This is a genomic window from Desulfobacula phenolica (genome assembly GCF_900105645.1).
Taxonomy (GTDB): domain Bacteria; phylum Desulfobacterota; class Desulfobacteria; order Desulfobacterales; family Desulfobacteraceae; genus Desulfobacula; species Desulfobacula toluolica.
In genome coordinates, this window is sequence record NZ_FNLL01000001.1 from 391347 (window position 1) to 417763 (window position 26417).

General features: G+C 43.9%; 14 protein-coding genes. All 14 read left to right on the plus strand.

What is annotated here, in order from left to right; all coding sequences use genetic code 11:
• Position 1: 1 nt before the first annotated feature.
• The 14 genes from BLT94_RS01695 (at position 2) to BLT94_RS01765 (ending at position 26141) form a co-directional block, all read left to right on the plus strand.
• On the plus strand, positions 2-1312 hold the full coding sequence (locus tag BLT94_RS01695; RefSeq protein WP_092229799.1) for an HlyD family type I secretion periplasmic adaptor subunit: 1311 nt from the start codon (positions 2-4) through the stop codon (positions 1310-1312).
• Between the two features lie 105 nt (positions 1313-1417).
• The gene (locus BLT94_RS01700) at positions 1418-2533 is read left to right on the plus strand and encodes a glycosyltransferase (RefSeq protein WP_092229801.1); all 1116 of its coding nucleotides are present in this window, start codon (positions 1418-1420) and stop codon (positions 2531-2533) included.
• Positions 2534-2754: 221 nt separating this feature from the next.
• The gene (locus BLT94_RS01710; protein ID WP_139168962.1) at positions 2755-4059 is read left to right on the plus strand and encodes a hypothetical protein; all 1305 of its coding nucleotides are present in this window, start codon (positions 2755-2757) and stop codon (positions 4057-4059) included.
• A 103-nt stretch (positions 4060-4162) separates the two neighbouring features.
• Positions 4163-5122, plus strand: a complete 960-nt coding sequence (locus BLT94_RS01715; RefSeq protein ID WP_092229807.1) for a GDP-mannose 4,6-dehydratase — start codon at positions 4163-4165, stop codon at positions 5120-5122.
• A 92-nt stretch (positions 5123-5214) separates the two neighbouring features.
• Positions 5215-6378, plus strand: a complete 1164-nt coding sequence (gene gmd, locus BLT94_RS01720) for a GDP-mannose 4,6-dehydratase (protein WP_092229809.1) — start codon at positions 5215-5217, stop codon at positions 6376-6378.
• Between the two features lie 60 nt (positions 6379-6438).
• Positions 6439-7215 (plus strand): ABC transporter permease, encoded by a 777-nt coding sequence (locus tag BLT94_RS01725; protein WP_092229811.1) that lies wholly within the window; start codon positions 6439-6441, stop codon positions 7213-7215.
• Between the two features lie 172 nt (positions 7216-7387).
• Complete coding sequence (locus BLT94_RS01730; RefSeq protein ID WP_245742901.1) at positions 7388-8530, plus strand: glycosyltransferase family 4 protein; 1143 nt, start codon at positions 7388-7390, stop codon at positions 8528-8530.
• On the plus strand, positions 8527-9735 hold the full coding sequence (locus tag BLT94_RS01735) for an ABC transporter ATP-binding protein (RefSeq protein ID WP_092229814.1): 1209 nt from the start codon (positions 8527-8529) through the stop codon (positions 9733-9735). Before BLT94_RS01730 ends, BLT94_RS01735 begins: the two co-directional genes overlap by 4 nt.
• Positions 9736-9738: 3 nt before the next feature.
• Positions 9739-11220: a methyltransferase domain-containing protein gene (locus tag BLT94_RS01740; RefSeq protein ID WP_092229816.1), complete on the plus strand. Its 1482-nt coding sequence runs from the start codon at positions 9739-9741 to the stop codon at positions 11218-11220.
• Positions 11217-12311: a glycosyltransferase gene (locus BLT94_RS01745; protein ID WP_092229818.1), complete on the plus strand. Its 1095-nt coding sequence runs from the start codon at positions 11217-11219 to the stop codon at positions 12309-12311. The genes BLT94_RS01740 and BLT94_RS01745 overlap by 4 nt, the downstream gene beginning before the upstream one ends.
• Before the next feature lie 25 nt (positions 12312-12336).
• Positions 12337-15714: a glycosyltransferase gene (locus BLT94_RS01750; RefSeq protein ID WP_139168963.1), complete on the plus strand. Its 3378-nt coding sequence runs from the start codon at positions 12337-12339 to the stop codon at positions 15712-15714.
• A gap of 72 nt (positions 15715-15786) precedes the next feature.
• Entirely contained in the window at positions 15787-16773 is a 987-nt protein-coding gene (locus tag BLT94_RS01755) for an acyltransferase family protein (RefSeq protein ID WP_092229822.1), read from the plus strand.
• Positions 16774-16948: 175 nt separating this feature from the next.
• On the plus strand, positions 16949-21331 hold the full coding sequence (locus BLT94_RS01760; RefSeq protein ID WP_092229824.1) for an Ig-like domain-containing protein: 4383 nt from the start codon (positions 16949-16951) through the stop codon (positions 21329-21331).
• A gap of 85 nt (positions 21332-21416) precedes the next feature.
• Positions 21417-26141 (plus strand): beta strand repeat-containing protein, encoded by a 4725-nt coding sequence (locus tag BLT94_RS01765; RefSeq protein WP_092229826.1) that lies wholly within the window; start codon positions 21417-21419, stop codon positions 26139-26141.
• Positions 26142-26417 lie beyond the last annotated feature (276 nt).

Genomic DNA, 26417 nt, shown 5'->3' on the forward strand with positions numbered 1-26417 from the left:
TATGGAAGAACAAAATAAAATATTAAATACAAATCCCTTGAAATATATCATTGCCGGGTTATTTGTTATTGCCCTGTTTTTCGGGGGGATTACGGTCTGGTCTGTATATTTTCCTTTTCAGGGTGCGGTCATTGCCTCTGGGGTGGTCAAGGTGTCTGGAGAAAGAAAAGTTGTTCAGCACCTTGAGGGTGGAATCATTGATAAAATTTTTATAAAGGAAGGGGACACGGTTAAGGAAGGGGATGTTCTTATTGAGCTGAAAGGTTCCCAGGTCAGTTCCAATGTGGATCTGCTCCGGGGGCGGCTGCGGGCTAAGCAGGCAGAGGCGGCAAGGCTCCGGGCGGAAGCGGGCATGAAATCAGAGATTGTCTGGCCCAAAGAGTTTGAAAAATTAAAAACCAACCCTGAGATTGTTGAGAATATCGCTACTGAAACAGATATTTTTACATCCAGGCGTTCTGACATACAAGGAAAGATAGAACTGCACTATTCACAGATAAAGCAGTTGGAAAACCGTATTGAAGGAGCCAGGGAAGAACTTGCCAGTCAGGTGGAGATCATCGAGAACCTGGAAGAAGATTTAAAGAGCAAACGGCCTTTGCTAAAAGAAAAATATATGGGAAAAACAAATATCCTTGAACTTGAAAGAAGCCTGTCCACTTACAAGGGACAAAAAGGCAAACTTAACCAGGATATTGCACAATTTCTTCAGATGATTGAGGAACTCAAACTTCGGATTGTGGACATAGAGAACCAGTACAGGGAACAGGCCGTGTCAAGGCTGGGAGATCTGACTGATGTAATATTTGAAATAAAAGAACAGATCAAACCTCAGCTGGATGCCAAGGAGCGCTTGGAAATACGGGCACCTGTCAGCGGGGTGGTCATTAATATGCAGGTACATTCCGAAGACAGCGGTGTGATCCGGCCTGGTATGCCCTTGCTTGAAATCGTGCCGGAAGACTTGAAAATGATTATTACGACACAGGTACGGCCCCAGGATATCATCAGTGTGAAAAAAGGGCAGGATACCAAGGTGCAGCTGGCTGCGTTTCAACGAAAATCCACTCCCCCCGTAAAAGGCATGGTTACCTATGTGTCTCCGGATTTAATGAGCCAGCAGACGGCCCAGGGTATCATGTCCTATTATGAAGCCCATGTGGAAGTGGATAAAAATGATTTAAAAGCCAAAAATGCTTATTTGTCACCCGGTATGCCCGTGTCCTGTTATATTACAACCGATAAGCGCACCGTGATCAGCTATCTTTTGGGGCCTCTGCTTAAAAATGTTGACATGGCCATGCGGGAGTAGAGCTAATCTGCTTGGCTGCTCTGCTCTGTTGAATGCTCGAATGTTCTGCTTTGGGGACATTGGGGGCAGATTTGAAATCTGTCCCTGTCCCCAGAAAGATTATTTATGGCAAAAATAACCCATATTTTTAAAACCTATTTTCCGGAAACCAATGGGGGCCTGGAAGAGGCCATCCGGCAGTACGGAACCCATGCCCGAAAGAACGGGTTTGATGTTGAAGTTGTCTCTGTGGGGGCTGAAACTTATACCATTAAAACACCTGACGGTATAAAAACAAAATTTTACAAAACAACGGTTGATGTTTTTTCAAATCCGTTCAGTATGGCTTTTGCCCGTTCATTCAGGGAAATATGTGCGAATGCCGATATCCTTCACTTTCATTTTCCCTGGCCGACAGCAGAACTTCTGGCACTTTTTCATACCATCAGAAAACCCGCTTTGGTGACATTCCACTGTGATATTCATAAAATTAAGCCTTTAAAAAGAATTTACCTTCCGTTTATGAAGCAATTTTTTAAAAAAATGGATAAAATCTGCATTTCAACCAGAGGCCTTTTAAAAATAACACCATACCTTGCCCAATTCAGGGATAAAATAGAAGAGGTCTCTTATTTTATAAACGAAAAACGATTCTTCAATCTTCCTGATCCAGACCCTGATATCATTGAATTCACGGAAAAATTCAAAGGATATGCATTGTTTGTCGGTGTGTTAAGATGGTATAAAGGGCTTGATATTCTTTTGGATGCCGCAAAGAAAATCGACAATGATATTGTGATAGTGGGCAAAGGGGATCTGTATTACAAACTTGCATCCAGAATAAAGAATGAAAACCTGGGAAATGTTCATTTGATGGGATTCCAGGGTGACAATAATCTTAAGTTTTTAATTGAAAAATCAAAACTTATTGTCCTGCCTTCAATCACGCCGGCCGAAGCATTCGGCCAGATCCTTCTCGAAGGGCTCTATTTTTCAAAACCCCTTGTTTCAACACAGCTGGGTACGGGCACAAGCCTTGTCAACCGGCATAATTATACCGGTTTTGTTGTTCAGCCCGGATCAAGCGTTGCTCTGGCAGGAGCAATCAATGCCATCGTAAACGATGAGGCGCTGTGTGAAAGATTTTCTAAAAATGCGTTTCACCACTACCTGGACAATTTCACGGCTGCTGTTCAGGGAGATAAATATATCCGGATCTATAGATCTTTTCTTCGGTCCTGACCAAATGGGGCCGGATATGACCAGTTCTGAACAGCGGCCATGCCCAGTATCTTGCCAAAAAAAAAATAAAACATCTGATAAAAAAGTTCAAAGGCCCTTAGCCAAGGCCTTTTTATGAACGAATCATCAAGGTTGTGCCAGAATTCGCTGATAATATGGTATGTATCTTGCTTTCTCATTTAAGTATTATGTTGAAACAAATTAAAATATATACGACAGTCTTGGCTATTATCATTTTTTGTGTCTGCAGCTTTTCATCTGCGGAGACATCCGGGAATCAATCCTCTCTTCTGGGTCTTATAAATCAGATCAGAACGGCCCCTTTTTCTTATGCCCTCTCTCTGGGGTATGACACGGAATTTTTGAAAGAGAAGGGCATTCTGCCGGATACCGCATTGGAACCTTATGTGATGGATGAATCTTTAAGTTCCGGGGCTGCTGATGAAAATATTTTTGTGGATGAAAAAAGTACAGCGGCGGAGGAAAACGGCCAAGTCCATCTTTTGACGGTTGAAACAGGCGGGGTTGTTACTTTTTTAAATTTCATGTCTTCAGATATTGCCGGTAAAATTTTTATTGATTACCTTTTTAAACAAGAGCTTGAAAATAAAAATTTCCAATATATCCTTTCAAGTGATTACGCCTATGTGGGTTTTTCCATTAAATCAGGTGTTACGGAAGCCCAGATGAATGCATGGTTTTTTACAATTCGTCTGGGGTCTTCGGTTTTAAAATCTGAAGGACAGGTTTTAAACCTGATAAACCAGGTTCGGTCTGAACCATGGAAGGTACAGGCATATCTTGATAAGGAACTGATTGAAATTTTTTATGAAAACTGGAATGTTTTTCATTCGCTTGGACGAGAGTATTCCCCTCTTTTTTTTGATTCTTCTTTGCACTTGTCGGCCGTTGCCGGTTCTTTTTATATGCTCAACGGAATTTATCCAGAACCGTTGCTATTTCCCATGACTCCTTCGGAAAGAAGTGTTCATTATGGATACAACGGGCCGTCTGTCCTGGAATCAGTTGTAGAGGTTGCCTGTGAAAAAGATAATACTGTCGCATGTGTCAATAAAATTTTTTCATCCCTGGTGCTGAATGAATTTAAAGCTTGGCCTGCTGGTGCCACTGTCTTTTCGAGTGAGTTTCAAAATGCCGGCCTGGGGATATCGTTATGTTCCGAAAAAGAATTTGATATGGTCTTAACGCTTGATGTCGGAATCGGTGTCAATGATACGGATGAACAAAATTCAAGGATCTATGGAATTCTCTTTTGGGATAATGATGAAAACAGCCTTTACACGCCAGGAGAGGAAATTGCCCGGGAAACGGTTATGGTTTATGATGAAGACCTGAACCCGCTTAAAAGTGTTGTTACCAATAATGCCGGTCATTTTTCCATAACACTTGAATCCAATAAAAATTATTTTTTCAGCTCTGAACCGGAAGGTTCTTCTGTCTCTGAAAAAATTTTTGTAGCCACGGATAAATTTGTCAAGTTGCCCTGCATCCCCCATCCTCTGTAGGAATATTCCATTTTTTTCATGAAAAACTTGCGATGTAAAGAGATGTTTGATACATAATTGCATTCTTTGGCATGCAAAAATTAATTAAAAATTAGGTAAGTGAATGAAGAAGGCTGTTATATTTGGTGTTTCAGGTCAGGATGGGGCTTTTTTAGCTAACTTATTGCTGAAAAAAGGTTATCGGGTGACAGGCGTTTCCCGAAATATCCATGCAGCTTCTTTTGATAATCTTGACCGTTTAAATATACGGAATAATATAGAACTGGTTTCATCATCACTATGCGATTTTAGAAATGTTATAAAAGTTATGAATGAGCATCAACCGGATGAGGTTTACAATCTTACTGGGCAAAGTTCCGTTGCCCGTTCTTTTGATGAACCGTTTGAAACCTTTGAAAGTATCAGTATGGCAACCCTGAATATTCTTGAAGTGATTCGAATTTTAAACATTCCAGTAAGGTTATACAATGCAGGTTCAGGTGATTGTTTCGGCAATATTCACGGTCGACCGGCAACGGAAGACACCCCTTTTAGCCCCCGAAGTCCCTATGGGATTGCCAAGGCGGCCGCTTACCGGCTGACAGCCAACTATCGGGAAGCCTATAATATGTTTGCCTGCACAGGGATTTTGTTTAACCATGAATCCTATTTAAGGCCGGAACATTTTGTTACCCGCAAGATTGTGAAAACAGCCTGCCGGATTGCCGGAGGAAAAAGCAAAGAACTCTTGCTCGGGAATATTTTAATTGAGCGGGACTGGGGCTGGGCACCCGAGTATGTAAATGCCATGTGGATGATGCTGCAGCAGGAAAAACCGGATGATTATATTATTGCCACAGGCACCACCATTAGCCTGAAAGATTTTATTGCCGAGGTTTTTAAGCGCCTTGATCTGGACTGGAGAAAATATGTAAAAATCGACACTCGGCTTTTACGTCCCGCTGACATACAGACCATCCGTGCCAACCCTGGAAAAGCAGAAAAAGAACTGAGCTGGAAAGCCGAATTTCATGGCTGTGACGTGGCCGAAATGATGGTTGATGCTGAGCTGGAAAACGGATAGGGCTTGGAGACATATTTAAAATCTGTCTCCTAACAGATTTAACAGTACTCGGGGACAGATTTTAAATATGTCCCCTGACACCAGGACGATAAATGAAAAAAGCGTTAATAACAGGTATTACAGGGCAGGACGGGGCGTATCTTACTGAGTTTCTTATCAATAAAGGCTATGAAGTACATGGAATAAAAAGGCGGGCCTCTTTATTTAATACCCATCGGATCGATCATCTTTATCAGGACCAGCACATAAAAGACAGACATCTCATACTTCATTACGGTGACATGACGGATTCGTCCAATCTGATCAAGATCGTTCAGACGGTTCAGCCCGACGAGGTCTATAACCTTGCAGCCCAGTCCCATGTGGCGGTATCGTTTGAGGCACCTGAATATACGGCTGATACGGATGCCCTGGGGACGCTTCGTCTGCTCGAGGCCGTTAAAACCATTGGCCTTCATGAAACCTGTCGGTTTTACCAGGCCTCCACATCGGAACTTTATGGCAGTGTGCAGGAGACGCCCCAGACGGAAAAAACCCCTTTTCATCCCAGAAGTCCTTATTCTGTTGCAAAACTCTATGCCTACTGGATTGTGGTGAATTACAGGGAAGCCTATGGCATGTATGCGTGCAACGGGATATTGTTCAACCATGAATCCCCCCTTCGGGGAGAGACTTTTGTGACCCGGAAAATTACCCGGGCTCTGGCCCGGATTGTCCTGGGGAGCAAGGACTGTCTTTATCTGGGGAATCTTGATGCCCGAAGAGACTGGGGACACGCAAGAGATTATGTGGAGATGCAGTGGCTTATGCTCCAGCAGGAGACACCGGATGATTATGTCATTGCAACGGGTGTCCAGCATTCTGTAAGACAGTTTGTAGAGATTGCAGCAGCAGAGCTGGGGGTGACCCTTGCATGGGAAGGAAACGGTGTTGAGGAAAAAGGGATTGTTGAGGATTTCAAGATGACAGATTTGAATTCTGTCCCCCAGGTCAAATTTGTCCCCGGGGATGTGAATCAATACCCGGCTTTAAAACCCGGGGATGTAATTGTTCAAATTGATCCCCGCTATTTTCGTCCTGCCGAAGTTGAAACTCTTCTGGGTGATCCTTCCAAGGCCAACAGGGAGCTTGGCTGGAAACCCTGTATCTCTTTTGAGGAACTGGTCCGGGAGATGGTCTGTCATGACATGGAAGAAGCAAAACGGGATGCCCTTTGCCGGCAGGAGGGATTCAAGGTCTGTAATTTTTATGAATAGATTTGAATAACAATGCAAGGGGGGACAGATTTATAAATCTGTCCCCGGAATAGAATAACCATGTCAACGCTGAATGTCTCATACATCATGGAAATCACCCGGCGTGATTTTGCAGAACGGTTTGCCGGGTCGGTACTCGGGTCTTTGTGGGCCATTATATGGCCCATGGTCAATCTTTTTATTTATATTGTTATTTTTGGCAAGGTCATGGGCGCGCGTCTTCCGGGAACCTCCCAGATGAATGCCTATGGCATTTATCTGGCTGCAGGTCTTATTCCCTGGACAGCCTTTGCTGCAACGATCAATCGCAGTGCTTCGGTGTTTCTGGAAAAAAAGCATATCATTACCAAGGTGAATACATCCTTTTCCTCTTTACTGCTGCATATCAACCTGTCTGAAACCATTACCTATGGCATCTCCATGCTGGTTTTTTTTATCATCCTGGTTTTTCAGGGGTATGATTTTCACGGATCTTTTTTGTTGATTCCTTTTCTCTATTACCTTCAACAACTGCTGGCGCTGGGTCTTGGATTGTTTGCAGCCGTATTGAATGTGTTTATTCGTGATGTTCGTGAAATCACAGGTGTGATTCTGCAACTCTGGTTCTGGTTTACGCCCATTGTTTATATTCCGGATATCCTTCCGTCTGTTTTACAGAAATTCATGATTTATAACCCGGCATATATTCTCATTCAATCCTACCACAGGATATTTGTGTTTAATGATTATCCACCGTTTAAGGCCCTTGTTTTGTTAACGGTTATGACTCATTTTGTATTGTTTTTTTCTTTTCTGATGCTTCGTTATCTGGAAAAAGATATCAGGGACTTTTTATAATGGAGCTGCTTTTTCTCGTGTGCTTGACATTCGTGTTTATGGCCGGGGCTTTTCTGATTTGGAGGCGGCTGCTCAATCGTATCCGGCTTTATCTTTTGATTCTGCTGAACCTGGTTTTTCTTGCCACACTGTTTTATTTATATCCAATCGTTCTATCAATGTCGGGCAGGTTATGAAAATTTTAGTTGATTCCATTCCTATGAGCGGGCTTTTGACCGGCATTGCCAGGTATCTGCGCAATTTGTACACTACCATGAATAGCATGGACCCGGTTGATGTCGCCTATTTTAACGGCAGGACTACAACAGATGCCATGCCGCCGTCGGCAGATTCGCTCAGTTGGCAGAATACCAACCGGTCGGTGCGAACCCTGCCGGATGCTCTTGTCTTTGGTTTGCGGGCCGCCCGGTGGTTTAAATATGAATATTATCTCAATAAAATCTGCAGAAAAGACCCGTCAGCTTTTTCCGTTTATCATGAAACTGCCTTTACCCCGGCAAAGCTGACAGCTATTCCAACGGTTTATTCGGTTTATGATCTGTCGTTGCGCCGATATAGGGATACCCATCCAAAAGAACGGGTGTGGCTGTTTGAATATTTCATAAAAATCCGGCTGCGCTATGCAAAACATATCCTCACTATTTCCGAGTTCATAAGGCAGGAGATAATGGATGAATTCAAGGTTCCGCCTTCTATGGTAACAGCCGTTCCCCTGGCACCGGATCCTTTGTTTTTTCCCTGTAGTGATGAGGGTGTGAAAGCTGTAAGGCGTTACTACAATCTGCCCGAGTCCTACCTGCTGTTTGTCAGTTCCCTTGAGCCCCGAAAAAATATTGATCTTTTAATTGATGCCCTTGCCCTTGCCCATACCGATATTCCCATGGTTTTTGTGGGCTGGCAGGGATGGGGGAAAAAACGCTGGCTTGAGAAAATTAAGGGCAAAAATTTTAAAAACAGGATTTATCTCACCGGTCATATTCCCGACCATGATTTAAGGGCGGTTTATACCGGGGCAACTGCCCTGGTGTATCCCAGCCTTTACGAGGGATTCGGGCTTCCGATTGTTGAGGCCATGGCCTGCAATTGTCCGGTTATCTGTTCCGACACGGCCAGCATGCCCGAGGTTGCCGGGGACGCTGCCGTTTTGATCGATCCTGCCCGGAGCGATGATCTTGCCCATGCCATTGAAATTCTTGTCCATGACACTGAAACGAGAAACGATCTGGTGAAAAAAGGACGGCTGCGGGCAGCCGCTTTTACCTGGGAGAAAACAGCCGGGCAAACCCTTGATGTTTTTAAACGGGTGGCAGAATGATAGCGGTTAAAAAAATTTCAAAAACATTTAAACTTTACCGGAAACCATCGGAAAGGCTCAAGGAGATCTTGTTACGGCGGTGTTATCACAAGGAGTTTCATGCGGTCAATGCGGTCAGCTTTGAGGTTCAGGAGGGTGAAACACTTGGGATAGTAGGGGAAAACGGTGCCGGTAAATCAACCATTTTAAAGTTGTTGACCGGGATTCTCATACCGGATTCAGGTTCTATCCATATTTCCGGTAAGATCACGGGCCTGCTGGAACTTGGGACAGGGTTTAACTCTGAGTTTTCAGGCATTGACAATATTATTCATAATGCCACCTATCTCGGGCTTTCCCGCCGGGAGATCGATAAAAAACTGGATACCATCATTGGGTTTACGGAACTGGGTGAGTTTATCCACGAACCTTTGAAAACTTATTCTTCAGGCATGGTCATGCGGTTGGCATTTTCCGTTGCCATTCATGCGGAACCCCGCGCATTTGTTGTAGATGAAGCCCTGTCCGTTGGAGACGCTTATTTTCAGCAGAAATGCATGAAAAAGATCAAGGCGTTTAAGGACAACGGGGGGTCTATTGTTTTTGTTTCCCATGACATGAATGCGGTAAAAGTTTTGTGTGACAAGGCGATTTTGCTGGATCACGGCACAGCGGTTGAATATGGCGAGCCGGAAGCCATCATTAACCGTTATAATTTTTTCATTGCGCAGCGATCCAGGGGCGAAGAGATCAGCTACAGGGATGATCTTGCGTCTTCCGGGTACGGTAACCACAAGGTCATGATTGATGAGGTTGCAGTTCTGGATGAAAATAACAATGCTTCTGAAATACTCATGAGCGGTCATCCGGTTAATATCAGGGTTTGTTTTACAGGCCATGTTGCCATGGAGAATCTTACCCTGGGGATTGTCATACGGGACAGGTTCGGGCAGGATATATACGGAACAAATTCTTTTTATCTTAAAACACCGATCAGTATCAAATCAGGACAGACCCGTTATGTGACCTATGCCTTTAAAGAGTTTAATCTGGGAGCCGGCAAATATTCCATCACCGCAGCAATTCACACAGGTCCAAGTCATATTGACGAGTGTGTTCACTGGATGGATGGATGTGCAGTGTTTGAGGTCGTTGCAGGAGATGGATATTTTTTCACCGGCCTGGTAAGGCTTACACCGGATTTGAATGTACAGGGGGGAGATTAAATTATGATTGAAATTAATAATCCTGAGATAAATATCGATGAAATAAAGGTCCGCATAGAGGAAGAGCTTCAACAGCACAAGACGGTGCATCCTCTTTTAAAAGGGACGGATTTCAAATCCGTCCCCAGAGACTCCAGGGATGTCGAATCTGTCCCCAGGGATGTTTCCAAAGACTATTTTTTACAGTTTCACGGGCAGGAGTTTATCAACCGGGTTTATGCTTCAATTCTTCACCGGGAACCCGATCCCCAAGGGGGAAAAATTTATCTTGATAAACTGCAGAGTGGTGAATTGACAAAAGTGGATATTATCGGCCGGCTCCGGTATTCCCGTGAAGGACGCCGGAAAAAGGTTTTGGTAAAAGGTCTTTTGCTTCCCTTTCTGCTCCGGATTTTTTTTAAAATACCCTTGCTGGGATGGGGATTGAGATTTGTTACCTGTTTGTTGAATCTTCCCGCTGTTTTGAAAAACATACGGAAGCTTGAAAGTGCGTCAATTGAGCAAACTTTCTTGATGGAAGAGAAGATGGAAAAGACACTGCGCCAATTAAAAGATGAGATTGAAAACCTGAAAAAAGATATCATCCGGGCCGGAGCTGTTCGGGACACCCGGATTACAGAGATATCCAGGGAACAGGCCAGGTTTGGTGAAGAGGCTTTAATGATAGGCAAAGCAGATAAAAATGATTTTTTGAAACTGCCAAAACAGATAAAAGATCAAAAAATAACGCTCCTGGATATGCAGCGCAGGATTCTGTTACTCCTGGAAGAGGCCCGGAAAAGGCTTCCTGAACCTATTTCAAATGAAGCGCTTACAAACATGGTCAAAGAAGAAGATCATATCATGGATGCCATGTACCTGAGTTTTGAAGACCGGTTCAGGGGTGAGGAAGCTGATATCAAAGAGCGGGTAAGCGTTTATCTGCCCTATGTGCAAAAGGCTTGTGAAAAGACAAACAACGGACTCGTACTGGACGTGGGCTGCGGTCGCGGGGAATGGCTCAAGGTTTTAAAAGAAAATAAGATTACGGCCACAGGTCTGGATTTAAACCGCTTGATGGTCGGAAAATGCCGGGAGGCGGGCCTGGATGTTGTGGAATCGGAGGTTCTGGCGTATCTGAGAGATCAGAAATCCACTACCCTTTCGGTTGTTACAGGTTTTCACATTGTGGAGCATTTGCCCTTTAAAACAATGATTGCCCTGTTTGATGAATCCCTGAGAGTATTAAAACCCGGCGGGATGGTTGTTTTTGAAACTCCGAATCCTGAAAATTTAATGGTGGGGGCGTGTGATTTTTACACGGATCCCTCCCATCAGAATCCCATACCGCCCAATACGCTGGCATATTTGATTGAAGCGCGGGGATTTGTAAATCCTGAAATTTTAAGACTTCACCCGGAAAATTCCATTCACATCGAAGATCAATTTTTAAATCATTATTTTACCATTGGCAGGGATTATTCGGTTATTGGGTTTAAGGCATGAAAATCTGTATTGCCGTCGGTTCCCTGCTGGAACATGATGCCATTGGAAACGATGTCTCCCATCAGTTTTTCCTGCTGACCAGCAACCATATCCCAACGGTTATTTATGCCCAGGAAACGGCAAATGACCGCATGGCCCAATATGTGACAGACAAGACGACCCTGTATGATATGATTGATGATCCTGACAATATATTGATTTATCACCATGGCGGTTGCTGGGGTGATGGCCAACAGGTTTTGGAAAAAGCAAGGTGCCGAATTTTTATTAAATATCACAACATCACACCACCCGGATTTTTTGAACCTTACAACCGGTTCCATGAAACCTATTGTAAACACGGCATGGACCAGACCCTTGCCATTGCGGGCTTAAAGCAGGATACGACATTTTTATGCGATTCACGGTTTAATGCAGAAGATTTTTTAATGCAGAAAATAGATGCGTCCAGAATCAGGATCATTCCCCCTTTCCACAAACTGGATGATTTTAAAACCGCGGGCATCCATACGGATCTGGCCTGCAGTTTAGACGACGGCAAGGTGAACATCCTGTTTGTGGGCCGCCTGGTGCCCAACAAGGGTCACAAGCATCTGCTCGGGGTTATTGCCGGTTATGCCGCCATGTATGATTCAAATATACGGCTGACCATTGTGGGTGGCATTGATCCCGGTTTGAGCGGGTATCTGGAGGAACTGAACCATTTAATCCGGGTGAACCGGTTAAATGGGATGGTGGATATAAGGGGCTCTGTAAGCTTTGATGAGCTGCACACCTATTATCAATTTTCCCATGTTTTTTTGCTGATGTCCTGCCATGAAGGGTTTTGTCTGCCGATTTTAGAGGCACAGTTTCATTCTCTGGCCATTGTTGCACTGGATGCAGGCGCAGTGCCGGAAACCCTGGGTGAAAACCAGGTTCTGTTTGATACGCCGGATTATCAACGGTTTGCAGCCGCCATCCATGTTTTATCCAATAACAAAAACTATCGTGACTATGTTGCAAGAGAAGGCAGAAAAAATATCCACCGGTTTTCGAATCAAAGAATCGAAGATCTTTTTTTAAAAGCTGTTCTGCCGTCTTTACGGTAATTTGATTGAATATAAAATAAAAATTATGAAAAAAACAGTTATTCACCAATTTCACTCGGGATCTGCCTATGGTGATGCAGTCACCAATTCAATGCTTCTGATAAGACGGATGCTTTTACGGTTTGGCTTTGTTTCAAAAATTTTTGTGGAACGGGTTGTACCGGAATTAAAAGAAGATCTTGTCCCCCACAATAAGCTGAAATTGAAAAAAGATGATATTCTCCTGGTCCATCACTCCATGGGACATGATCTTGCCGACTGGGTAATGAATCTTCCGGGGAAAAAAATTTTGGTATATCACAATATTACGCCGGAATATTTTTTTCCCAAAGACTCCCCCTATAGATACTATGCACGTCTTGGCAGGGAGCAGCTGAACGCTTTTCTTCCTGTTATGGATGCAAGCATCTGTGTTTCCCGGCTGAACGCGGATGAGCTGAAACATCTGGGGTACACCAATGTCAAAGAACTGCCCCTTTTAATAGACACGGACGCGATTCAAAACCGAAAATGGGATGAAGCCCTTGTGAGTGAAGCGTCAGGTTTTTATACAATTTTGTTTGTGGGCCGGGTTTGTCCCAATAAATGCCAGGAAGATCTCATCACCATTGCATTGCATTTGAAAACCATGTTGATCCGGCCTTTCCAGCTGGTTCTTGTGGGCGGCTATTCTGAAATGGATCCCTATTATATAAAATTATCGGCCCTGGTTAGGTCGGCCGGTTTAAACGATCAGGTCCGGTTCACGGGAAAAATCCCTGATAGTGAGCTATATGGCTGGTACAGGGCAGCCGATCTTTTTCTGTGCATGAGCGAACACGAAGGATTTGGTGTTCCTTTAATTGAAGCCATGGCATTTGATGTGCCGGTTATGGCATTTAAAAGCAGCAATGTTCCTTATACCCTGGGTAATGCCGGTATTCTGGTTACTCAAAAAGACCATCGCCGCCTGGCCGCCCTCATAAAAATTTTGTCCCGTGATCATGCCATGCAAAGGGCTTTGATACAAGACCAGCAACGCCATGCCGCTCACTTTACAGAAAACCGGCTGTCACAACAATTGTACGGCTTTTTAGAAGAACAGGGGATTGATGTTCCGGAATTTGAAATCCGTCCACATTGTCACAAATCCGTCCCCTTGCAGTACCAGGTTGAAGGCCCCTTTGAATCCTCCTACAGCCTGGCCCTTGTTAACCGGGAAGTCGCCCTGGCCCTGGACAGGAAAAATCCCGGAAAGGTAGGGCTCTTTGCCACGGAGGGACCAGGTGATTATGAACCGGACCCGGCTGCCATCCGATCCCTTCCCGGCGTTGAAACTCTTTGGAAAAAGGGCAGAAAGGCCAGCCGGGCAGGGGTGGTGATTCGCAATCTCTATCCGCCGAGGGTGGCGGACATGGACGGTCGGATCAATCTGTTGTATTTTGCCTGGGAAGAGTCCATGCTTCCCTTTGAATGGACCCAGTCATTTAACCGCCACCTTGACGGCCTGCCCGTACTCTCAAAATTCATAAAAAAAATCCTTGTTGACAATGGGGTCCATTTGCCGATAACAGCAGCCGGGTGCGGGATTGATCATATTCAACAGCGCGGACAGGAACAGATTTCACAGGGACAGATTTCAAATCTGTCCCCTGATGTTTATAAATTCTTGCATATCTCTTCGTGCTTTCCCCGCAAGGGCGCGGACTTGCTGCTTGAAGCCTTTGCATCGACTTTTACTTCAAAAGACGATGTCGGCCTTGTGATTAAAACTTTTCCAAACATTCACAATACCATTGAAGAACAGGTGAAAGAGATAAAAAAAAGGTTTCCGGACAGTCCGCCCATTGAGATCATCAACAAAGACCTTTGTGCTTCGCAAATAGCGGGTCTGTACCGGCAGTGTGATGCCCTTGTGGCGCCGTCAAGAGGGGAGGGGTTTGGCCTTCCCATGGCTGAAGCCATGTGGCACAAACTTCCCGTGATTACCACCGCCTATGGGGGGCAGTCTGATTTCTGCACGCCTGATACAAGCTGGCTGATTGATTTTACGTTCCAGGCGGCGGAAACCCACATGGATCTTTTTAACTCTGTCTGGATGGAACCGGATGTGGAGCATCTTGGAAAATTAATGGCTCAAGTGCGGCTGGCAAAACAAGAGCAGCTCAAACCCCGGCTTGATGCAGCTTTAGAACTTATTCAGCGCCTGTTTACCTGGGATCAATGCGCGGACAGGTTAACAGCGCTTGAGCAAAAGATCTGCCGGACAAAACCCCTTTGCCCCCAAAAAATTCGTCTTGGGTGGGTATCTTCCTGGAAGGCTAAATGCGGTATTGCCACCTATTCGAAATTTCTTACCGATGCTTTGCCCAAAGAAGATTTTCATATCAAAATATTTGCTTCTAATTCAGATAACGTGTCTGAATTAGATACAGCCGATGTTTTTCGCTGCTGGACAGATTGTACGGGAAATGTTGAATCGCTCCTGGCCGCCATGGCAACGGCAAATCTTGACGCCCTTGTGGTCCAGTTCAGCTTTGCTTTTTTCCGGGCAGACCATCTTAAAAAGATTATCAGCTTTGCAAAAGAAAAAGGCATTGTCCTGATCATTTTTTTTCACGCGACAAAAGATGTCAACCTGCCCGGTTTTCAAGCCTCCCTTGCGCCTGCCACCGATGCCCTTGCAACGGTTGACCGCCTGCTGGTCCATGGGTTGGAAGACCTGAACCGGTTTAAATCCCGGGGCATATATAAAAACACGACTGTTTTCCCGCATGGGGTCTTTAATCGGGGACAGATTTTGCCGGGGGGACAGATTTCAAATCTGTCCCTGAAATCCCAAACCATTATTGCCAGTTATGGGTTTATGCTGCCCCATAAAGGGCTGGAACAATTGATCCAGGCCTTTTCCGTGTTACGGAAAACCCGTTCGGATGTGCATCTGTTAATGGTCAATGCACTGTATCCGGACAGGGTGTCGGATGAAACAAAACTGCGATGCAGCGAGTTGATAAAACAGCACCGGCTGCACAATTGCGTGACCCTGATAACCGAGTTTCTGGAGGATGAAAAAAGCTTTGCCCTGCTTGATACCGCTGCCATGGTTGTTTTTCCATACCAGGAAACGGCGGAATCGGCCAGCGGCGCGGTTCGGTACGGCATTGCAACACGCCGTCCGGTTGTCTGCACCCCCCTTGAAATTTTTTCCGATGTAAGGGATATTGTTCACTTTTTGCCCGGAACCTCTTCCGGGGATATTGCCGCCGGTATTGAACATCTGTTCCTTAATCCGGATCTTTTGAAAAACAGACAAAATCTCCAGGAAAGGTGGCTTGCGGCACATTCCTGGGATGTTTTGGGAAAACGACTGGGCGGCATGGTAAAAGGCCTTTGCCGGGAGAGAATCGACAGGGGACGGATTTGAAATCTGTTCTTTTGTTTACTTGGTTAAATTGAACCGGTTTTGTATATATAGAACCAGTTGGAAGCAGAATTCATGTTTGGATACCTAAGATTTTTTTTATCTTTTTTAGTTGTTATTTCCCATGTGGGCATAAGATTTTACGGACTCAATCCAGGGGTGATTGCCGTGGTGATATTTTATCTGCTGGCAGGCCATGTGGTGTCCCGTCTGTGGTCGGATATCCTTCCTTGCGGGCCGGGAAAGCTGGCAAAATTTTATACGGACAGGGCGCTGAGAATATTTCCCCTTTACATCTATGTTTCCTTGCTAACCCTTGTTTTCCTGGTTGTTACGGGCTATGCCAAACCCGAATTCTCCTTTTTGAAACTGGCGGGTAATTTTCTGGTGGTGCCGTTGAATTATTATATGGTTGTGGACACCACCATTCTGACAAAGCCCGACTGGTGCCTGGTTCCGCCTGCCTGGTCCCTGGGCGCAGAACTGCAGGCTTATGTGCTTTTGCCCCTGGTACTGATGAAGAAACAGCTCAAACTCCTGCTGGCCGCCGCTTCTTTCGGGGTTTACCTGCTGGCCAACCTTTGCGTGATTCACCCGGATTACTTTGGCTACCGGCTGATCTTCGGGGTTTTTTTTGTTTTTGTGGCAGGAGCTTCCCTCCAGGCCGGCAGGGCAGCCCAAAGCCGGTTTCGATTTGACTTTGACACCCTCTATCCATGGCTTCTGTGGTTCCTTACCGCAGTCCTGTGTGCAGTGTTTTCCCGGCAAAACCTTTTCAGCCCGGCTTATACCCGGGAGACATTCATCGGTATCCTCGTAGGCATCCCCCTTGTCCGTCTTATGGGTAAACTTCGGGTGAAACTGCCTTGGAACGGCCTTCTAGGATCCCTTTCCTATGGCGTTTTTTTAAGCCATTTTTTAATGATATGGTTGCTGGATCATACCGGTTTGACAAAAGAGTACCCCGCGGCATATATTCCGGTGATAATCATTGGTTCGACTCTGGTTGCATATTCCGGGGTAAAATATTTGGAAGACCACATCGATAAATTCAGAAAGTAATAATTTTTGTCAATTGGTACGTTCATTGCATAAATTTGAACTATTTGTTTGGCTATAGCCTTTCTGATGGGTAAATTGAATAATAATAAACTTCATGGAAAGGATAACATTGTAAAGGTGTTTTTTTTAATTTTGCAAAATTTTACTTAATTATTGTTTTAGAAGGAGATTTTAAATGGCTTTAACTCAGACCCAGGTTTCACAATTGTATGTAGCTGTTCTTGGTAGAGCATCCGAGGGTGAAGGTAATACGTATTGGCAAGCTGCTGCTTCCGATTTGGCGAGCGGAGCAAACGCAATGCTGGCCAGTCAAGCAGCAATTGACTATTTTGGCGCAACAATGAATAATAATGCTGACTTTATAGAACACATTTATACAAATGTTTTTGAAAAATCCTATTTTGCTGATGAAGAAGGACAGGACTATTGGACTGCTCGGCTGGATTCAGGCGTGAGTAAGGGCCAGGTGGTCGCCGAAATTATAGATGCTGCGCAAAGCGCTGCAAATGCCGGAGCAGCTCAGACTACTTTTAATAATAAAGTGAGTGTGTCCAATTATGCTGCCGATACAATACAGACAATTGCAGATACTGATGCGGCCCTTGCTGTTTTTGCCGGTTATATTGCCGATGTTGATGATAGTGCCTCAAGTCTTGCTACTGCTTTTGCATTAATCTCCAGTAGTGCAGATGCTACGGATGATGGAACATCACCCACTACCGGCATAACAAGCGGTACCCAGAGCTTGGCTTATTTGACTGTAAATCAGGATATTCTCACGGGAACAGCTGAGGATGACACATTTTTGGGATACATCTTTGATAATCAGAATACAGCCCAGTCCGGTGACGTACTTAAAGGTGGCGCAGGAACGGATTCATTGTATAGTGATATCGGAAACTCACAGGATTTCGCAATCACCTTAGACACAAACAGCATTGAGAAATTCACTGTTCGGGCTCAAGCTATAGCTGCTGATACAAATGACAATAATATGACAGCAGATGTTCAGATTGATGCTCAGCGCATGGTGGGGACGGACTATTATGCGTCTGACAACTCTCGTGCCGACTTGATCATTGAAGACGTTCGTATCGATGCTGATCAAATCACAAAAGATATCACTGTTGCCATGGTTCAAACTGATCCCGGCGATGTTGACTTTAGTCTCTATTTTGACCAGCCCTCACTTCGTGCCAGCGCAACCACGACCTCCGGCGGTTCCATCAATCTTGATATTATGGACGTTAAGGCTGCAGCATTAGGAAACGATCCACTTTCAGACAATCCATATAATTTCATTCATTTTGACCTTGGGGCTACAAGTATTCGACTTGAGCTTTTAAACGTAGAAGATATTAACACTTATGATCAGCTTTTAGCCGCAGTTCAGGCTGCCCTGGTCGTTGAAGGCATTGATGATACAGTAACTGCAGCAAAGAGCGGAACTTTCACTACTATAGACTCTGATTCAGGAACTACGTTAACAGGAGATAGAATCGTATTAACGAACTCAGGTTCAGAAGTATTCACAGAACAGGGTTGGTCAGCCGACGGTGTCGTGCCTGCTACTTCTGAAATTTATGTATCCCAGAGTCTTGTAAGTCCTACAAGTTCCAGCTCACTTGTCACCAGTACCATCATTCTTGATGATGTAGGTCGTGGTTCAATGGGTGGAGATCTTATCGTCGGTGGTCTGTCCACAGGCCTGACTTCTGACTCAACAGGTGTTGAGCAGTTTGACATCACTGTTCTGCGTTCAAGTGAACTTGGGGTAATCGACTCTACCAACAATACCCTTGAGAATGTTTACATTAAAAATGACGGTGACAGCTCAACGGATAACGGAGATCTGGTTGTTGAAGGCAGCGCTGGTCTCACGCCCTTTGGCGGCGACTTGTCGATCTTGAATGCCGATGGATTATCGGGCGATTTAAATATCGGTCAAGTTACTGCTGCGTTAAACGTTGATACATTCTCAGCCATAGGTGGCGGTGATGTAACTTACAACGCCAACATCGACGGTACTGAAAAAAGTGTATTCACTAATACTACTGGCGCAGGTACTGACACAATCACTGTTGCTTTGGATGGTGATGCTGTTGATACAACCGGAACAAGTTTTGCTGTAACTACTAACGGCGGTGCCGACACTGTTACCGTCAACATGGTCTCGGAAACAGCTCCAGACGGCGTTTCTGTAGCAACCATGGCTTTGTTGGATAACTTGGATATCGATACATCAACGGGTGCGGATACAGTTCACCTTAATGGTTATGGTACATTTGATATTACAACAGGTTCTGAGTCCGACTATGTTAGAATCAACTCTGTTGATAATAATGGTAGTGCAACAACCGGTACTTGGACATTTGGTAATGCTACGGGTGTTGATACCTTTGGTGCCGGATTCGGTGTTGATGGTGTTGGTTCCGATACAGCGGCAACCGGACGTGTTTTATATAATGCGACTTTAACACTTTCATTTGCAGGTTTTGAAGAAACTGTTTCAATTGATACTGATTCAGCAGGAAACTTCATCGCCAATCAGTTAACAATTAATAAGGCTATTGAAGCTGCCATTGCTGCTAACCCTGAGTTAACCAAGTTATTAAATGTGACTTCAGGTACTGGAGAGCAGCAAATCACGATTACCTCAAATGTTGGTGGTGATAATTCATTGGCGATTGCTATCTATCAGCCTCAGTTAATAGCAACCGGTTCTACAGCAACAGATGGAAGTAATGTTTTGATTGCTTCTGCAGATGTTGACGCACTGGAAGCAGGATTGATTGCAACAACCACATTAGATTCGGATGAGTTGGATACAGCGGCATTAATTGCCACCAACACGGATCTTATGAATGATTTCTATGGTTCAATAGACCAGGATGGCGGTTCAACTGAAGCAACGTGGACAACTAAAAACATTTCTCATGATGTTGCGCTTACAGCCGGAACTACAGATGCAGGAACAGATATTTTTGATGGTGGCGCTCTTTATCAGTCATACTCATTGGGTGGTTCATCAGATTCAACTACAGGTTATAACCTTTCTACTATCGATTTGGGTGATGGAGCTAATGACCTTGTTGTTTTACATTCAAGAGACAACAACATTAACACAATCAAAATTAGTGAAACATTTGGTAAAGTAAGTGTTGTAAACTTCCATAATGAAGCTACAAATGCTGTTGCTGCTAATAATGGTGCTGATGTCGGTTTAAATGCATTGGATTTCTCTGCGTATTTAACAAACACTACAGACCCGTCTACAACTACAACAACTACTGATTCAGCAACGCCTATTGCAACGACTGTCAACATTGTAAATGGCGCGGAAGCATTTACCGGCACAGTTGCTGCCGGTAGTAAAACAAACACAAATATAGCTGCTGCAAACTCTGTAAATGTCATAAGATTTGTTGAAAATGCGACTGATACATTTGACAGCTTAACTGCTACAAACTTGGTTGCCGCATTTAATAGTGTTGGTGGCGCCAGCGATTACGGTAATCTTACCAGAGCTTTGTTGTCTCCTGCTGATTTGACGACTGCATTCATAGGAACCACTCAGAAACATATTGTTATGGTTGAGAATAATCTTAATGAAGGTGAATATAAAGTATTCTCATTGAGTACGACTGTTGATGCTACTACGGGTGCTATTGTTGCTGATACTGATGATTTTGATACAAGTGCTACATTGTTAGGTACGCTTGACTTTGGTGCGAGTGTTAACTTGAATGTTGCCGGATCTACGGATTATGTTGCTGCTGTTGCCGCGTTAGAAACTGCATTCCAAACTGAGCTTGATGGCGGCGTGGTTGTTGATCCTCCAGTTGATACCACTGCTCCGACCCTTGTAAGCTTAAGCCCTGTTGATGATGCAACTGATGTTGCAGTCGGCGCTAACCTTGTGCTGACCTTTGACGAGACTGTGGCTGCTGGAACAGGTGCTTTCAGAATAAACGATCTTACCGATACTACCGCTAGCGCTGTTGTAATTCCAGCTACTGGTTCTGCCGCAACATTTAACGGTACAACCGTGACACTTAACCCTGCAACCGATCTGGTTGCCGGACATGAATACAGTGTTCTTGTTCAGGCAACTGCCGTTGTTGATTCAGCCGGTAATGCCTTCGCAGGTATCCTTGACAGCACCAGCTTTACCTTTACCACTGCTGCCGATGTTCCTAGTGGTTATGACAATCTGGTTACTATGGAAGACCTTCAGACATATGATGCAACAACTGGTGACAATGCATATGCAGCTAATATGGGTACCGGTGTTTTGATTGCCACTATCACAGGGTTTGCTAATGGCGATTCAATTGATATTGATGAAGCCACTTATACATCAGCTGATTACATTATTACAACTACAGGTACCACTGAGATCAATTTCATTGCTGGGGATTTGACTGATTACGCCCCAAGCTGGTTGATTAATCTTGAAGGTGTTGATGCAACCGTTGTTGCTGATGTGGTCCTTGCAGGAACTGTTGATGCTCAGCTTGCTGTCCTTGACGCTGCCTTTGGTGATTTCATCATTTAAATAGTTATAAAAGTTGTGTGCCTTTAATATGATTGAAGGCACACGATAGTAGAATTTATTGAAATATTAGATTTAGGAGAAAAAAATGGCTACGATTACAGGTGCAAACCTTTTGGAGTCTGTTCTTACATCGACTGGTGTAACTATGAGTACTCCAATTCAAACGATAACCGCTGCAAGATTGCAGCAAATGATTGAAGCAGGTCAGGATGGTGGAATTGCTGTAGCGCTGGTATTGTCTGCAGCAAGCAGTGATATCCGCACAGCGGTTCCATTAATTACTGACTTGTCTACGACAGTGGAAGCTTCTATTGCTGAGATTGAAGCAGCGGGTTCAATCTTTACGCTGACTTCTGATGCAACTTCAGTAGATGAAGGTGCAACAGCTACATTTACCGTAACAGGTGATTCAACTCAAGCTGAAGGAGATACCGTAGACTATACAATTACCGGTGTTGATGCTGACGATATAGAAGATGGTGTATTAACTGGAACAGCTACTCTCGGTGCTGATCTTACAGCAACGATTTCTGTTGCTCTGAAAGAGGATGCAACAACTGAAGGTGCTGAGACTTTAACCGTAACTCTTGCTGATGGTGCTGCTGCATCTGTAGCAGTTAATGATACCTCTGAAGCACTTACTTATACGTTGACTACTGATGCCACTGCAACACCTGAAGGCGTAGCAAAGGTATTTACCATTGAGGCAAGTCAAGCTGTAACAGAAGATACCGTAGTGACAGTCAATGTTTATGCTGGTGATGTAAATGCTGATGATCAGGGCGGCACACTGACCAACTTGGATGACTTTGCTAGCGGTACATTTGCTGCAAAAACCGTAACGATTCTTGAGGGTACAACCAGTGCGACATTTAACGTGACTGGTGCGAATGATGGCTTGACTGAGTATGACGAAACATACTCGGTAGAAGCTGTTGTTAATGCCGAAACCTATACTGCAGAGGGGACTCTTACTGACGGTGCTGGTACTTTTACTCTGACCACAGGTATTGATGAAGCACCCGAGTACACCGGTACTGATTATGATGATACTTATAGAGGTACTATAGACGGTACAACTGATTTAGTAACCTCTACCTTCACAGCACTGGATGATCTTGATGGCGGTGATGGTGATGATACCTTTAACCTCAACGTGCTGAATGGTGTCGGTGTTGCAGGAACTGCCCTTGCAGCTTTACCCAGTGCTACACTCACAGACATTGAAATAGTAAACGTCCGTTCTGCAGTGGATTTAGGTGCTACCGGAACCCCGCTAGACTTTAGCAGCTATACTGGACTTGAAAACTTAAATGTCATTGAGTCTGCAGGTGCGTTTGTTGAAGCAGCCGATACTGTAGATATCAGCGTATCTGACGCAACCAGTGATATTGAAGTTTTTGGTGGTAAAAATGTTTCAGTAACTGATGCTACAGCAGCTAATGCAATCACTGTAGGTGATGGTGCAGCAGCTGGTGATGCTTCAGGAACTATTACTATTACAGATACAGATAACTCCGGTGCTAACGCCATTAGCACAGAAGGTGGTACCGATGTAGCTGTAACGCTAAGTGCAGAAGCTGCTGTAACAGGAGATACAGCTATTGGTGATGCAACTAATGGTACTGCATCTGGAGATATCTCTGTAACTCAGAACTACTCATTTGATGGTTCTGGTGGAGATATGGCTAATACAGGTGATATCCTTGTAACGGGTGGAGCAACTGTTGATATTACAGTAAACAGTGATGTAACAGCAGCAGATAAAACTGCTGGTGATGATATTGACAACTCTGGACAAGATATCAAAGTAGTTTCTGACGAAGCATTGACTGATGTAACGGTAACTCAAAACACTACTACAACTGATTTTGAAGAAGCAAAAGTTGATGCCGTACTACCTACTCAAGATGTCACTTTTAAAGATTTAGCAAAAGGTGAAACAGTAACTGTTAACAACTTAACTTTTGAAGCGACGAAAACTGGGGGTTTGACAGCTGCTGAAGTTGCTGAGGCATTTGCTGGATTAACAAAAGATGATACTCAAGATGCTGGTGGTAGCACTGCAAACGGTTTCTATACTGGTGCTTTCGACAATGTTTCTGGATGGACTTCAGATTCAGCAGACGGTGCAACTGTAACATTTACAGCTCCAGCCTGGAATACAGCTACTAAAATAGTTGTAGCTTCTTCAGACGCGGCTAACAGCTTGCCAGATACGACTGCAGCAATCGTAGCTGGAACCAATACTGTAGCTGCTATCGACACTGCAAACGCTGTTATTTTAAGCGATGTATATGTTGATGATAAAGCTGCTGTAGATTCAACTGTTAAAAACATCACTATTGATGGGTTTAAAGATGCTTATCTTGGTGCAGCAGATGAACTTGACGCACTAGAAACATTAACACTAAAAGATAGCGTTGGTGATACAGAATTAAATACTGATGATGTAACAACTCTTGCACTGATACTTGATAACATGGGATCAACTGCAACAGCAGATATTACTTTAGATGCTCAAACTGCAAAAGTAGATACCCTAACAATCACTACTGAAAACAATGAATCAGATGTTGATTTGGTTGTTGCAAGCTTGAAAAGCTTAACAGTTGCTGCAGGTGCTGATTTAGACCTATCAAATACTGCTGATGCAGACTTTGGTAACAATACAGTAGAGAGCGTTTCAATAACTGGTGCAGGCGAAGTTGACTTTGGTACAATCTTGCAAGATGAATTAGTATTAAATAGCTTTGATGCTTCAGGAAACACTGGTGGTATTACAGCAACTGTAGAAGCCGGTGGAACAACTGTAACTGGTGATATTACAGAGTATATCTTCTCTGATGGTGCTGATACTGTAACTGTATTAGATACAGACGGAGACAATAAAACTGATATCAAAGTAACAACTGGTGCAGGTGATGATAAAGTAACACTTGATGGTGGTATCAACTTAGCTGGTGCAACAATTGATGGTGGAACTGGATCAAATACACTTTACATGGATGCAGCTGATGCTGTTATTGCAGGTGGTGGAGCTGAATTTGAAGGTAAATTCACTAACTTCCAGAAATTAGAAGTAGGTCAAGCACTAGGTAACAGTAACGGTACAATCGACCTGGATAACATGGATGATATATCTTATGTTATTACTAACGGTTTAGCTGCTGGTGGTGGTGCTTCAAAAGAGATTCAAACATTTGATGTAACAGGTGCTGTTGCTAATAAAACAAACGCAACACAAACAATTGACTTAACTAACATCTCAGCAAATGCAAATGGTGATTTTACTATTGGTGGAGTTACTGTAAGTGTATTAGCAACAGACACTTCACAGCAGATTGCAGATAAAGTAGTTACTGCTTTATCTGGAAGTAAACCGACTGTTGGCGGATCTGCAACAACAGAAGTAGTAGCTGCTTCAAATGGTGGGGGTACTACTACTACTGTTACTATTACATATGATACACGTGATGGAGCACCAGCTGCACAATTAAGTGTTGTTGATGGTACTGCAGATTTAACAAATGGAACAATGCCAGATGAAACAACTACAAGTACAGGAGTTTCTTTCGCTGATCCATCAGGAGATATCACAGTAGGTGGCGTAACTGTATCTTTAACCGCTGATGATGTAGCTGCTGATGGTACTGATCAAGATAATGGAAATGCGGCAACAAACAATGCCGTTGCAACTGCAATAGAAACTGCTGTTCATGGGAATGCAGCTTATGAAGCACCTACTGCTAATACAGCATTACCAAAAGTAGATATTCAGTGGACTAGCTTTGGTGACCAATCAGAAATCAGCTTTGCAGATACAGACACGACAGGTGTTACAATCGGTGCTATCGCTCAAACAGATGGTGCAAATGCAACTACTCTAACATTTGATAATATGTTAGATGACGGTACGATTGAAATGAACGCTGCAGCAGCTGCAGGAACAAAATTCACTGTAAACATGAAAGATGCTCCTGGTGATGAAGATACACTAAATGTAATCACTTCAGGTGATATTGATGTAGGTACTTTAGAAGTTGATGATGTAGAAACAATCAACATCACAACGACTGAAAACGCTGCCCTTGATATGCAAACATTGGTAGTAGATGGTGATTCAGTTGAAACTATCGATATCGGTGGTGAGGGTGCAATCAACTTGCTTGATCGTACACATGATGCAACAACTGCAACATTTCTTGCTAGTTTAGATGGTTCAGAAGCTTCTACAGTAACTTCAACAGCAATAACAATGATTGATGGTTCAGATATGGATGGTAGCCTATTTGCAGCTACAAGTGTAGAAGACCAGACAATCAAAGGTGGTACTGCTGATGACTTCATCATCGCTGATGATGCAAGAGCAATCATTGAAGGTGGTGAAGGTGATGATACTATCGTTGTAACAACAAACGCTTCTGCTGCAGTAATCGACGGTGGTGCAGGTGATGATACATTCAACATTACTGGAGCTGCACTTGGTCTTGAAGCATTTGCTACATTCAACAACGTAAATTCAGGTGATACATTCGTACTTGACTCAGCAAGCTTTTCAGCTTCACAAGTAAATATGACGCTTGATGATCCAACGACTTCTGACTGGTTAAATGCAGCATTTGCTCAAACTGATGCAGATGAGTCTATTTGGTTCCAGCACAGTGGTAATACATACATCGTTACAAACGATGCTGATGGAACAAATGCCTTTGACGCAGGTTCAGATGTTGTAGTTAAGCTCACAGGAATTGTAGAATTGTCCGAAGCTTCCTTCAACTCTGATGACGGCACACTCGAAATCGCCTAATTAAAGGCTTTGGGGACAGGTAAATAATGCATGTCCTGATATTACTGATATTAACAAAAAAAGCCCCATACCTCTCCAAGATGTAGGGCTCATAGCGTTCAGCTTTAGAAACTTGGGGACAGGTAAATAATGCATTTTCCTAAACCCATAAGAGCAGGTAAGAAGGTAAGAAGTAAAACAGGAGCTGGTCTCGCAAGGGACTGGCTCCTTTTATACTTATAGGGGGACATTAGGAAAAGGGGACAGACCACGTTTTTTTTCTTTACAATTCACTGA